Source organism: Micromonospora sp. SD19 (assembly GCF_054462275.1).
The window spans coordinates 1,019,407-1,032,000 of record NZ_JBTLMN010000002.1; the positions used below are offsets into that span (position 1 = coordinate 1,019,407).

General features: G+C 73.2%; 14 protein-coding genes. 7 read left to right on the forward strand and 7 right to left on the reverse strand.

Features of this window, described 5'->3' with window-relative positions:
- Positions 1–24 precede the first annotated feature (24 nt).
- On the reverse strand, positions 25–315 hold the full coding sequence (locus ACX27O_RS11905) for a hypothetical protein (protein WP_245233643.1): 291 nt from the start codon (positions 313–315) through the stop codon (positions 25–27).
- Between the two features lie 128 nt (positions 316–443).
- Here ACX27O_RS11905 and ACX27O_RS11910 point away from each other — a divergent pair, with 128 nt between their 5' ends.
- The 3 genes from ACX27O_RS11910 to ACX27O_RS11920 all read left to right on the forward strand — a co-directional run bounded on the left by ACX27O_RS11910 (position 444) and on the right by ACX27O_RS11920 (position 3,917).
- Entirely contained in the window at positions 444–1,382 is a 939-nt protein-coding gene (locus ACX27O_RS11910; protein ID WP_030332595.1) for a serine/threonine-protein kinase, read from the forward strand.
- A gap of 70 nt (positions 1,383–1,452) precedes the next feature.
- On the forward strand, positions 1,453–1,878 hold the full coding sequence (locus tag ACX27O_RS11915; protein ID WP_030332593.1) for an OsmC family protein: 426 nt from the start codon (positions 1,453–1,455) through the stop codon (positions 1,876–1,878).
- A gap of 1,190 nt (positions 1,879–3,068) precedes the next feature.
- Positions 3,069–3,917 (forward strand): hypothetical protein, encoded by an 849-nt coding sequence (locus ACX27O_RS11920; protein ID WP_030332589.1) that lies wholly within the window; start codon positions 3,069–3,071, stop codon positions 3,915–3,917.
- Between the two features lie 90 nt (positions 3,918–4,007).
- On the opposite strand, the gene ACX27O_RS11925 is transcribed toward ACX27O_RS11920, so the two are convergent.
- From ACX27O_RS11925 to ACX27O_RS11945, 5 genes are all read right to left on the reverse strand, one after another.
- On the reverse strand, positions 4,008–4,526 hold the full coding sequence (locus ACX27O_RS11925) for an ATPase (RefSeq protein WP_358128719.1): 519 nt from the start codon (positions 4,524–4,526) through the stop codon (positions 4,008–4,010).
- Between the two features lie 113 nt (positions 4,527–4,639).
- Positions 4,640–5,086, reverse strand: coding sequence for a response regulator (locus ACX27O_RS11930; protein WP_030332583.1), 447 nt, complete (start codon positions 5,084–5,086; stop codon positions 4,640–4,642).
- A gap of 84 nt (positions 5,087–5,170) precedes the next feature.
- A complete protein-coding gene (locus ACX27O_RS11935) occupies positions 5,171–5,518 on the reverse strand; it encodes an STAS domain-containing protein (RefSeq protein ID WP_030332581.1) in 348 nt (115 codons plus the stop codon).
- Positions 5,519–5,633: 115 nt separating this feature from the next.
- Entirely contained in the window at positions 5,634–6,659 is a 1,026-nt protein-coding gene (locus tag ACX27O_RS11940; RefSeq protein WP_030332579.1) for a cobalamin B12-binding domain-containing protein, read from the reverse strand.
- Between the two features lie 8 nt (positions 6,660–6,667).
- Positions 6,668–8,425, reverse strand: a complete 1,758-nt coding sequence (locus ACX27O_RS11945; protein ID WP_210867003.1) for a PP2C family protein-serine/threonine phosphatase — start codon at positions 8,423–8,425, stop codon at positions 6,668–6,670.
- A gap of 213 nt (positions 8,426–8,638) precedes the next feature.
- Here ACX27O_RS11945 and ACX27O_RS11950 point away from each other — a divergent pair, with 213 nt between their 5' ends.
- Positions 8,639–8,968 (forward strand): STAS domain-containing protein, encoded by a 330-nt coding sequence (locus tag ACX27O_RS11950; protein WP_210863418.1) that lies wholly within the window; start codon positions 8,639–8,641, stop codon positions 8,966–8,968.
- A gap of 75 nt (positions 8,969–9,043) precedes the next feature.
- Here the strand turns inward: ACX27O_RS11950 and ACX27O_RS11955 are convergent, their stop codons facing one another.
- Positions 9,044–9,358 carry a hypothetical protein gene (locus ACX27O_RS11955; RefSeq protein ID WP_030332569.1) on the reverse strand — a complete coding sequence of 105 codons (315 nt, stop codon included), beginning with the start codon at positions 9,356–9,358 and terminating at the stop codon, positions 9,044–9,046.
- A gap of 200 nt (positions 9,359–9,558) precedes the next feature.
- Between ACX27O_RS11955 and ACX27O_RS11960 the strand changes: the two genes are divergently transcribed.
- The 3 genes from ACX27O_RS11960 to ACX27O_RS11970 all read left to right on the forward strand — a co-directional run bounded on the left by ACX27O_RS11960 (position 9,559) and on the right by ACX27O_RS11970 (position 12,553).
- On the forward strand, positions 9,559–10,536 hold the full coding sequence (locus tag ACX27O_RS11960; protein ID WP_030332568.1) for a DUF2267 domain-containing protein: 978 nt from the start codon (positions 9,559–9,561) through the stop codon (positions 10,534–10,536).
- 114 nt (positions 10,537–10,650) lie between these two features.
- Positions 10,651–11,445 carry a spermidine synthase gene (locus ACX27O_RS11965; protein ID WP_210867002.1) on the forward strand — a complete coding sequence of 265 codons (795 nt, stop codon included), beginning with the start codon at positions 10,651–10,653 and terminating at the stop codon, positions 11,443–11,445.
- A 58-nt stretch (positions 11,446–11,503) separates the two neighbouring features.
- Positions 11,504–12,553, forward strand: a complete 1,050-nt coding sequence (locus ACX27O_RS11970; RefSeq protein WP_458939412.1) for an AI-2E family transporter — start codon at positions 11,504–11,506, stop codon at positions 12,551–12,553.
- Positions 12,554–12,594: the final 41 nt, after the last annotated feature.

Genomic DNA, 12,594 nt, shown 5'->3' on the forward strand with positions numbered 1-12,594 from the left:
CCACCGGTCAGCCCCGCCTCATGGTCACTCGGACACCCCGTAGGCGTCGGTGCGCACGAAACGCATGCTCCAGCCACCAGCCTCGTCGGGCCGGTCGCGTTCGTAGAGATGGTCGGGGCCGGGCTGCACCGGGCCCGTACCGTCCGGGTGCCGCATGATCCAACGCTGGGGTGGGGCGCCGTCCGACCCCGCCGGCAGCAGCCGGACCAGGCCGTCCGCGGGCCCGCCGACGAAGCGTACGGTGACCTCGCCCATCGCGGTGTCCCCCCAGGTGACCGTGCCGGCACAATCGGTGACACCGGCTCTGGCTCGCAAGCTACCGCACCCCGCCGCCGGGGCGCAGCGAGTGCCCGGGGCCGTCCGGCCTCGGTTTGCCCAGTTCGGAGTACGGGTACCGCGATCGAGCACCCGGCCGTCGGCGGGGCGAGGGCGAGGAGTGGTCGATGCGGACGCTGGACGGGCGGTACCGGCTCGAACAGCGCATCGGGGTGGGCGGGATGTCCGAGGTGTGGCGGGCGTACGACGAGGTGCTCGACCGGCCGGTCGCGGTGAAGCTCATCTCGCCCGGTCGCGACGACCAGGACGGCCCGGTGGACCGGATCCGCGCGGAGGCCCGGTCGGCGGCCCGCCTGGAGCACCCGAACGTGGCGAGCGTGCACGACTTCGGCACCTCCTCGACGTGGCCCGGCCGGCCGGTGTCCTACATCGTGATGGAGCTGGCCGAGGGTGAGACGCTCGCGGTGCACCTGCGCTCCGGGCCACTGGACTGGCGGATCGCGGTGCGGGTCTGCGCGGAGGTCGCCGCCGCGCTGGCCGCCGCGCACGCCGAGGGCATCGTGCACCGGGACGTCAAGCCCGCCAACGTCATGCTCACCCCGGCCGGGGTGAAGGTGCTCGACTTCGGCATCGCCATCGCCGCCGGCGCACTGGACCCGATGCCGTCCGGGATGGTGCTCGGCACCCCGGCGTACCTGGCGCCCGAACAACTGGAGAAGACGCCGGCCACCCCGGCCGCCGACATGTACGCCCTCGGCGTGCTGCTCTACTACAGCCTGACCGCTCGCCTGCCGTACCGCGCGGAGACCGCCAGCGAACTGCTCCTCGCCCGCCGCTGTCAGCCGCCGGAGCCGCTGCCCGACATCGCCGGGCTCCCGGCGGAGGTCGCCGAGCTGTGCCACTCCTGCCTCGCCGACGACCCCGAGCAGCGTCCGAGCAGCCTGGTCGCGGCGCTGCTGCTGGCCGAGGCGGTGGACGCCCGGGTGTACGTGCCGATGACCATCCCGACGGCCCGACGGCCGGCCCCGACATCGCCGTGGACCGAACGGGCCGCCGCGGAGGCCACCGAGGCGGTGGCACTGGTGGACGAGCCCTCGCGGCGCTGACCGTACGGCGCACGGCGTTTCGCCGGGCGACGGCGGGGTAGCCGGCCTGGTGAGCGACGGGAGAAACGCGATGCCGGATCAGAGTTCCTGGCTGCGTGAGGCCACAGCGACCGCCGAGGGCGGTCACGTACGCACCGACGATGGCGGGCTCTCCACAGCGCTGGCCTCACCGCTGGCGCCGCACTGCACCGGGCTGACCCCGGAACAGTTGCTGGCCGCGGCCTTCGCCTCCTGCCTGCACCACGCGGCGGTGGAGGTGGCCGGGGAGATCACCGACGAGGCGCACACCGTGCAGGTCCGGGCGGAGGCGAAGCTGGGACGCGACAACGACGGCCGGTACCGGGCCGACGTGCACGCGGAGATCTCCTCGGCCGGCCTGAGCCGAGATCAACTGGCCGACCTGGTCGAGTACGCCGACCGGCTCTGGCCGTTCTCCAGCGGCGACGCCAGCCGACACCGGCTGACCGTCACCCCGGCCGAGAACGGCCGACACTGACCCGCCGGGCGGCCCCGACCCGACGATCGTGACGCGTGTCGGCCCCGCATGATCGTGCTCGATCCTGGTTGTAGGTGCCTCGTTCCTGCTTGAGGGCCCTGTTTCCTGGATCGAGCACGATCTTGCGGGGGGCCTCGGCGACTTCGTCTACGACGCCGACTGGCACCGCGGCCATCACCCGCTGATCGACTCGGGTCTCTGAAAGTCGCGGCGTCCAGGTGGGGGGTTTACCCCGATTCGTCTACGACGCCGACCGGCACCGCGGCCATCACCCGCTGATCGACTCGGGTTTCTGAAAGTCGCGGTGTCCAGGTGGCGGGGATACCCCGACTTCATGAAAGCCGAGTGGATCATGTCGGTCTGCGTCGTTCGCGCAGCCTGACTGGGCCGACCCGGGCGCACCGCGCCGTGCGGCAACCCCGATGATGGTGAACAACCGGTCGATCAAGACCCTTGCCCGGCCGCCCAGCAGGACCCGCGACCAACCTGCGCCGGCCAAACCGGCCTCCGCCGGCCTCGCCGGGCGAACGAGGCACCGCACCCTCAAGATCGTGCCCGATCCAGGAAACAGGCCCCTCCCCATGCCGAGGAGGCCACTACAACAAGGATCGAGCACGATCATCGCGAGCGGCGAGACCGCCCCCACCACCAAGCGAACCGACGGCGGTCAGTGGGAACACCCCCGCGGGCCGAGCCAGGGGGCCGGGTGTCGCAACCCGGCACCGTGACGCGGCACCATGACGCGGCACCGTGACGCGGCACCATGACGCGGCACCATGACGCGCCACCATGACGCGCCACCATGACGCGGCACCATGACGCGGCGCCGTGACGGGGCACCGTGACGGGGCACCGTGACGGGGCACCGTGACGCGGCACGCCGATGCCTGCCGATCGCGGCACTTCGCTGCGCCGCCGCCGGAGGATCGGCCGAGGGAGCGGTGGGCTTTCCGGGGGCATCGCATCGGGTGTTCGGTGGAACCTGGAGCGCGGTCGGACGTCGGACCGACGGCCCCTCGCCGCGAGCGCATTCAGCCGGCAAGTCGGGAATAACCGTCTGGAGGCATCCGCGACGTTGATCAGCTTCGCTCTGCTTTTGCCCGCTAAAGTCATCATGATCAGGGCAAATTGTGGCGCATGCCACCGTACCGGCCTATGGCATCGAGCATTCAGCTCTTTAGCCTCGGCAGGTGCATCCCGACGACCCCTCCGCCCAGAAGCTGACCGACGCGCGCCCGACCACCCCACCGGACGACGCCGCATCAACCGAACGGACGATCGGCCGTCACCGCGCTCCCGAACCGCGACGACGGGCCCTGCTGGGCTCGACCCCGGTGCGGGTGGCGCTGGCCACCGGTGTCACCTGCTGCCTCAGCCTCGTCGCGGTCGCCACCGCCCAGGGCAACGACGACACCCCCCGTACGGTCGAGCCGCTCGCCGAGGCGGTGGCCGAGCGCGCCGCCATCGCCGACGAACGCGCCTCCCGGTCACTGGACCGCGACCTCGCCCCCGCCCGGGTCCTGCCCAGCCCGACGGCGAAGCCGACACCCACCCCCACCGCCGTCCGCAAGACACCCAAGAAGCCGGTCAAGCCCCGCCGGCCCCGGCCCGTCGCCGGCCTCGACCAGGCCCAGATGGACAACGCGAAAGTCATCGTGGACGTCGGCCTGGAGATGAAGATGCCGCGCCGCGCCCTGGTGGTGGCGTTGGCGACCGCCATGCAGGAGAGCAACCTCTACAACCTGGCCAGCGACGTCCTGCCCGAGTCGGCGCAGTACCCGAACCAGGGCAGCGGCTCCGACCACGACTCGGTCGGGCTGTTCCAGCAGCGGCCCAGCAGCGGCTGGGGCACGGTGGCCCAACTGATGCGTCCGTCGTACGCCGCCCGGGCCTTCTACAGCGCGCTCAACGAGATCCCCGGCTGGCAGGACATGAGCGTCACCTCCGCCGCCCAGGCCGTCCAGATCTCCGCCTACCCCGACGCGTACGCCCAGCACGAGGACCGGGCGACCACCGTCGCGGCCGCGCTCACCGCCTGAGCCGGGCGACCGACCCCGCGCGCACAGGCCCAGCGACGACCCGGCGGCTGCACGCCCGGGTCCGGCCCACCGGCCTCGCGCCCACGGGCCTCAGCGACGACCCGGCGGCTGCGCGCCCGGGTCCGGCCCACCGGCCCCGACGCGGCTGCCCGGCACCCCGGCGGCGGCGGTCGGGGTGTCCGCGGGCACCTGGTCGACCGTCACCTGGCTGAGGATCTCCTCCACCCGCGCCTCGCGCCGTCGACGGGCGTCCAACGCCGCCTCGACGTCACGTCGGGCCTGCACGGCCTCCGCGTACGCCTGCTCGCGCACCCGCCGTGCCTCCTCGCGAGCCTCGTCCAGCTCGACGCGGGCCCGGGCCAGGATCTCGGCGGCCTCGCGCCGCACCGCGTCCCCGGCGTGCCGGGTGACGGCGGCGTCGCCCAGGTCCAGCCGTTGCAGCAGCCCGCTGAGCCAGGCCGCCTCCTGACGGATCTCGTCCCACTCCCGGGCCGCCCCGGCCGCGCTCTCGGCCCGCGCCGCGAGCCGGGACAGCCGGATCCCCAGCTCGTCCAGGCAGTAATCCACCTGCCGCTGGTCGTAACCGATGTCAACGACGGAGAACCTCATACTGTCGCCCCCAGGCAGCCGCTGTTACTTCCCCACCTGGATCCTCGGCCGGGACCGCTCGCGCCGAGGAGGTTCGGGGAAAATGTTCAGCATCCGCTCAGGTGGCGGCGGCGTCAGGTGCGCTTGGGCAGCACCACGACCCGACCGAAGAACTCGTCGATGCGGCGGACCACGTCGTTGAAGTCGTCCAGGTCGATCGGCTTGGTGACGTACGCGTTGGCCTGCAACGTGTAGCTGCCGACGATGTCGGTGTCGGCGTTGGAGGTGGTCAGCACGACGATCGGGATGGTCCGCAGATCCTCGTCCTGCTTGACCGCACCGAGCACCTGCCGACCGTCCATCCGCGGCATGTTCAGATCCAGCAGGATCACGTCCGGTCGGTGGGCCTGCTGGTGCCGGCCCTCGGCGCGGAGAAACTCCATCGCCTCCTCGCCGTCACTGACCACATCGATGATCTTTTCGACGTCGGAGTCCGCCAGCGCCTCCTCGATCATCAGGACGTCACCCGGGTCGTCGTCGACCACCAGGATGCGTACCGGCTGCGGGCTGTCTACGCCCATCACTACCTGCCTCAGAGTCGGCGGAGACGGGACCCTGACGGTCACCGCGCTGGCGGGAAAATGCTGGCGGGGAAATCTAGCCCATCAGGACGCACTGCGGGACGCGGGGTCGACCGACTCCGGTTCGTAGCGCAACACGTCGGCGAGGCCCGTCACCCGCAGCACCCGCTCGACCCGCCCACGGGCGCCGGTGAGCCGGAGCCATCCCCCGTCGGCGGCCGCTCGGTTGTCACCCCGGACGAACACGGCCATCCCGGTGGAGTCGCAGAACGTGAGGTCGGTCAGGTCGAGCAGCACCCGGGTCTCGCCCGCCGCGGTGAGCCGGTCGATCACGGCGGACAGCTCGGGGGCGGTGCTCAGATCCAGCTCGCCGACGAGCCGCAGGTAGGCGCCACCACCGCCGCGCTCGACGTAGTTGACGCTGAACGTCACCGTTCTCCCCCTCGCTCCACCCATGGGTGGGACGTTTGCAGTCCGGCAAGTATACGCAGAGCTGACCGTGCCGCCGCTGAGCGCGGTGATCGATCCGGAGCCACCAGTGGGTCGGTCAGCGGGGCCTGCCAGGCAGCGTCGCCGATCCCAGCGCCAGCGCCCGCGCCGCCCGCGGAAAGTCCCGCAACGCGCCGGCGTAGTGCTCCAGCGGCAGGGCGATCGCCCCGACGGGCACCCCACGACTGAGCAGAATCCCCGACAGCCACTGCACGAACTCCGTGAACAGCGAAGCGTCGTCGACGTAGACCGCGGCGGCCAGGAAGTCAACGATGTGGCCCAGGTCGCTCACTGTCGCGTCGAGCTGCGCGGCGGTGTACTCCCGGGTCGCCGGCACCCGCTCCCGCAGCTCCGCCAACGCGCTGTCGATCAACTCACCCCGACGACGCAGGAGGCTCGGGTACTCGTCGTCGGCCAGGTGGGCCAGCCGGGCCGGCGGCGCCCCGCGCAGCGCCCGCTCGTCGGCGATCAACTCGGCCGCCGAGGGCGCGTCCGGTGCCCAGGCCACCCCGAGCCGGCCCGCCCACCGGCCGTCAGCACCGAACCCGCGCCCGCCGACCACCACCGGCACGTCCGAACGGCGGCACGCCTCGATCATCCGGTGGGCGTACGGCAGGCGCATCGGCAGCGCGCACGCCAACGCGACCGCGTGCGCGTCGTAGCGGTGCAGATACGACACGAGGTGCGCGGCGGGCACGCTGGCCCCCAGGAAGGTCACCTGCCACCCGCGCAACCGCAGCACCTCGGCCACCAGCCGGGGCGGCAGCGCGTGCCACTCGCCGTCCATGCAGGCGACCACCACCCGACCGCCTGTCGGCCGCGGCTTCACGTGCGCCGACACCGCCGCCACCACCTGCTCGCTGATGTGGGTGGCCGCGTGCTCCTGGGCGACGCTCCACTCGTTGCGCGCCCACCGCTCGCCCACCTCGGCCTGGGCGGGAGCGACCAGGTCGAGCAGCACCCGTTCCGCCGCGACGCCGGCGTCGAGCAGGCCGATCGCCAGGTCGGTGGCGGCGTACTCGTCAGCGTCGGCGAGGTGGTCCAGGTAGCCGGAGTACGCCTCACCGAGGTCGGGGGCGGCCATGGCGGCGGTCACGCGTCGGTCTCCTCTGTCCGGTCGATGCCGGCGGGCACCGAGTGCAGGTGCCGCCCTCCGCGCCCGCCCGGGCCGGCCGCCCGCAACGCCAGCACGGCGATGTCGTCGTGGTCGCCCTGGGCCAGCCAGTCGCAGGTGACCTGCTCGACCCGTTCGGCCAGGGCCGGCGCGGGCATCCGCTGGCAACCGGTCAGCGCGGTGACCAGCCGCTCGGGGCCGAACAGCTCGTCGCCGCGCCGGCCACCCCGGGCCTCGGTCACGCCGTCGCTGTAGAGCAGGCAGGTTTCGCCCGGTGCCAGCCGCACGGTCACCTCTCCGACGCGGGGGTCGGACACCACCCCGATCAGCATGCCGCGTAACGGCACCGTCTCCACCTCGCCGGAGGCGCGCAGCACCAGTGGTGGCAGGTGCCCGCCGCCGGCCATGGTGAGGGTGAGGCCACCGTCGCGCTCCGGGCGGGCCACGCCGAGCACGATCGTGGCGAAGCGACCCTGGCCGTGCGCCTGGGTGGTCTCGAGCAGCGCGTCGTTGAGCAGCCGCAGCAACCGCGCGGGGTTCGACTCCAGCCGGTGCAGCGCCTGAAGGCACTGGCGCAGTTGGCCGGTGAAGACGGCGGCCTCGACGCCCTTGCCCGACACGTCGCCCAGGAAGAACACCGAGCCACCGTCGGTGAGCCGGTGCGAACCGTAGAAGTCCCCGCCGATGCGCAGCCCCGCCTGCGCCGGGCGGTACGCGGTGCCCCACTGCACGCCGACGGCCTCGACCGGCTCGACCGGCAGCAGGCTGGCCTGAAGGGTGTCGGCCACCTCCGCCTGGTCGCGGTAGAGCAGCGCGGTGGTCAACGCCGCTCCGGCGCGGGCCGCGAACGCGCGGACCAGCTCCACGTCGTCCTCGTCGTACCAGCGGGTGGCGCGGCGGGCCACCAGCAGCACACCGACGGGGGCGTCGCGGCCCGGCAGCGGGACGACCCGGGCGACGGTCTCGGTGTCGGCGAGCCCCGGCAGCCACCCGGCGTCGACCGCCTGCTCGACCAGCCAGTCCACCGCGTGCGGCTCGGCCCCGGTCAGCCCGTCGGCGATGGCTGTCGGCAGCTCGCCGCCGACCAGCACGCCGCTGTCCACCGCTGGCGCGTCGTCGTCGGTGCGCGAGGCCCGCCACCAGCGGGCGCGCCCCCCGCGCGGGGCCAGCACCAGCACCGCCACCTCGGCCAGGGTCGGCACGGCGAGTCGGACGACAGCGGCGGCGGCCCGGTCCGGGTGCAGCGGGTTGCCGAGCTTGTCGCCGACCACGGCCAGGAACGCCGAGCGGGCTCGCTCGGCGAGCAGCGCGTCGGCACGGCTGACGCTGTCGGTGACGTCCTCGACGTACCAGCAGCAACGGGCACCGGAGAGGGGCACCCGGCGCGCGGTGAGCCGACGCCCACGATGGGTGAAGCCGCCGCGGGCGTCCTCGCTCAGGCCGGGCACACCGGCGGAGCTGAGCGGCTCGCCGGACGTCACCTCGGGCAGCAGCCGCTCGGCCACCGGGCTGACGTGGCGCACCACGCCGTCGGCGTCGCAGACCACCAGGCCCTCACGGAAATGCTCGACGACCTCGAACCAGTCGGGTGGGGCCTGACCCCGGTCGGGGGCCAGTGGCGGCAGGGCCGTTGTGGTGCGGCGAACGTCGGCGGACCACGCCGAGGGTCGTGTCGTGCTCGGCGTGGAGAGCCGTCCGTCGCCCGGGTCACAGTCCCTGACGTCGGAAGCAGTCACCAGCTGAGCCTCACTCCTTGTCGTTCACCGAACCCGTGCCGGAACCGGCGTCCACTGTCAAAAGTCTCCAGCCCACCCTACGCCCGAACACGGACAGCGGCATCCCACGGCAGGTGGCGGGCACCGACACGGCGGCGGACGCCACACCAGGGACACGGGTGCGCGGTCACCGCCCCGCTTTGCGTTTTGTCGGCTGGCAAGGAGAATGGTGGGGTGCCTGATCAGCCGTTGACCATCGAGACAACCCGGCTCGCCGCCGGGCACGTCCGACTCCGGCTGACCGGCGAGCTCGACTACGACACCGCGCCCGAGCTGATCGCCGCGGCGGCCGAGTTGCGCAACGGCGTCCCGGTGCTGGTCGACCTGACCGGGGTGACCCTCTGCGACTCCTCCGGGCTCAGCGCGTTGCTGGTGGTGCACCGTGCCGCCGGGGCGATCCAGTTGACCGGGGTCAGTCCCCACTTGCAGCGGATGCTCGACCGCACCGGCCTGAGTGAGTTGCTGGCCGTGGCGTACTCCGACGACGTGCGCGCCATCGGCTGATCCGCCGGCCGTCCCCAAATCCGTTCGGGGATGGCCCCCGACCCTGGGACCTGGGGTCGGGGGCCGGAGGAATGTCTAGGGCGCCGTCATCGGCTGGAGCCGGGGGCCGTCGGCACGCAGATCGCCGACCGGGGTCTCATCGACGTCCTCGGGCTCCCCCGAATCGGGCGTCTGGTACAGGTAGCGGACGAACTGCCCACCCGCCTCGTTGTCGTCCGCGCCGGGCCACTGACCGATGCAGTCCATCCCGATCACCTCGCGGCCCGTTCCGTCGGCCTCCTCCAGCAGCGCCCACAGGCTCACCGGGTAACACCTGGTGACCTCGGGCGTGAGCTGCCAGCGCGCGTACCAACCGGGTCGGGCGGGGACGATCTCGACAACTTCCTTCATGACGACCTTCCTTCCGTGTACCTCGGAAGAACTCCGGTCCTGACCCGATCCTGCGGGCCGAGCGGGTGAGCACCCCTCACCCCCGGCGGATGAAGCGTGGCGGAGGCCGGGCCGACCCGGCCGGCGGCCGCCGTTTCGTTCTCTGGAACGGCGGGAAGGCGACTGGCGCAGGCACGATCCCCAGCGGAAGGGGTGCCACCATGCGCAAGCAGATGGAGGGCGACAACCAGCGGCGCCGGGCGTTGGCCCGGCAGGCCCGTGAACAGAGTCGCCAGCCCAGCGAGATCGGCGCCAGCCTGAGCGCCTCCAAGCAGCTCACGAGCCTCGATGCGGGCAAGCGGGCCGGCCCACCAGCGGCCGGACCGCACAAGTCGGATACAACCCGCGGCGGGCCGGCACCGCCGCCGGTCGGTAGCGCCGACAATCCGCGACCGCAGCCGTCCCCGCCGGGCGGCGCGGCCGGGGTGAGCAGCATGGGTTACCACGACCTGGTCGACGAGGTCCGGCGTCGCGCCGGGGTCGACTTCAAGACGGCGAAGGTGGGCACCGAGGCGACAGTGCTGGTCCTCGCGTTCGCCCTGGAGGCCGCCGAGCGGCAGCGGCTGCTCGCCGCCGTGCCGTCGTCGCTGCACGACGTGCTGCCGGTCGACGGCATCGAGCGGCACCGGGACCTGCCCGGCTTCCTGGCCGAGGTGGGCCGGATCAGCGGCAACACCCCGGAACAGGCCCGGTACCAGGCGGAGGCGACGATCGCCGCGCTCGCCGAGCAGGACAGCGACCTGGTCGAGTCGTTGCACGTACCCGACGGGTTGCGCGACCTGCTGAACCCGCCGGAGGCCGGCGGCGGTCTGGTGGGCGCCTCCACCACCACACCCACCCTGGACGACGACGAGATCAGCGCGGCGCTGGACGACCTGCCCTACTGGTCCGGCGACAGCCAGGGCCTCTACCGGGTGGTCGCGCTGCCGCCGGACAACCTGGACCGGGTGCTCGCCCGGCTGGATCGGCTGCGCCAGGACAACGGCCGCGGCCCGAGCATCGGGCGTCCGGGCGACACCGCCGCCGTGTTGACGGTGCGGACCAACCAGGCCAACGGGGTGACCGCGCTCGACGTGGACCTCGCCCGCCAGATCGACGACGCGATCGACGAGGTGGGAGCCGGGATGGCCGGCAGCTGACCGGACAACCGCGACATGGCGGGCCGGCGGGCCGGGGCGAACCCGGTCCGCCGGTCCGTCGGCCGTGCCGGGCCACCGGCCGGGTGGGCCATGGGCTCGGCTAGCGTGCCGGACATGAACCGCGCCGCCGACCGGCTGGAACTGGTCGCCGACCCGGTCCGCCGGACCGGGCGGACACTGCTGTCCGCCGGGGTCGAGCAGTCGTACGTGGATCTCGAGGATCCGCGCCACCTGCATTTCGAGTACGTCCGGCGGATCGCCTCGGCGGTGGACGTGGCGGCCCCGGCCGGTGCGCCGCTGAGCGTCCTGCACCTGGGCGGCGGGGCGTTGACGTTGCCCCGCTGGTTGGCTGCCACCCGGCCCGGCTCCCCGCAACGGGTCGTCGAGCGGGACGCGGCGGTGGTCGACCTGGTGGCCCGGGAGCTGCCGCCGCTGCCGCCGCAGGTGCGGGTGGAGGTCGCCGACGCCCGGGACGCCCTGACCGCCACCCCGGACGACCGGTACGACCTGGTGATCGCCGACATCTACCGGGCGGCCCGGATGCCCCGGCACGTGCGCACCGTCGAGTTCGTCGCCGAGGTGGCCCGCGTCCTGCGCCCCGACGGGTTGTACCTGCTCAACGTCACCGACCTGCCGCCACTTGTCGGCACCCGGGTGCAGGTGGCCACGCTGCGGGCGGTCTTCGCCGACGTGTGCGTGGTCGGCGACCGGCGGATGTTGCGCGGCCGCCGGTACGGCAATCTGGTGTTGGCCGCCACCTCCCGCCCCGGCGGGCTGCCGGTCGCCCGGTTGGCGGTGGCCGCCCTGCGTGACCCGGTGCCCGGGGGTCTGTTGCACGCCGCCGCGCTCGACACGTTCGTCGCCGGGGCCCACCCCGTCACCGACGCGGACGGCACCTCCGGGCGCTGATCGCCGTTGCGCCCGCCGTGCCGGGTTTCCGACGGTCTGCGCGGGGAAGGCGCGCCGGATGAGCAACACCGACGTCCGGGGCACCGCGCGTCGCACCCTGGTCGTGATCGGTTTGGTGCTGGCGACCGCCCTCGCGCTGGGCTTCGTGTACGCGACCCGCCGGGTGCTGGTCTGGGCGGTGCTCGCCGCGTTCTTCGCGGTCGCGCTCAAACCCCTCGTCGACCGGTTGCAACGTCGCCTTGTCCGCCGTCGGGCGCTGGCCACGCTGCTGGTGTTCCTCGCCGCGTTCGTGCTGCTGGCGATCCTGGCCGCGCTCATCCTGGTGCCGCTGTTCGGGGAGTTGAGCCGCTTCGCCGACCGGGCCCCCGAGCTGGTGCGCGACGCCCGCGCCGGGCGGGGCCCGGTGGGGCAGCTGCTGGAGCGCACCGGGGCGCGGCGCTACGCCAGCGAACACTCCGAGCAGCTGCGCGGCGTCGTCGAGTCGATCGCCGGGCTGGTCACTGTCGTCGTGCTCGCGTACCTCATGGTGTTGGAGGCGCCGCGGATCACCGGCGGCCTGCTCGCGGCGGCCGGGGACGGTCAGGGCGAGCGGCTGCGTCGGGTGGGCCGGGAGGTGTCGCGCACCGTCACCGGCTACCTCACCGGGAACCTGCTGATCAGCGTGATCTGCGGGGCGCTGACCTACGCGGTGCTGGCTCTCACCGGCGTGCCCTTCGCAGCCGTGATCGCCCTGCTGGTGGCGGTCGCCGACCTGATACCGCTGGTCGGGGCGACGCTCGGCGCGGTGATCGCGGCCGGTGCCGGTTTCCTGCACTCCCCCACCGCCGGAGTGGTGGTGCTGGTCTTCTTCGTGGTCTACCAACAGGTGGAGAACCACCTGCTCCAGCCGCTCATCCTGTCCCGCGCGGTCCGGCTGAACCCGTTGACCGTGCTGGTCAGCGTGCTGCTCGCGGCGGAACTGGCCGGTCTGCTCGGCGCGCTGCTGGCCATCCCCGCCGCCGGCATCATCCAGACCCTGCTGCGCGAGTACGGCCCGCGCCGGTTGCGGCCCGCCCCGCCGGCCGGTCCGGCCGCACGGCCGGGACGACCGGCCGGCTCCACCGACTGACCGGCGCGGCTACGACGCTCTCCTCCCCGGCGACCGGCCGG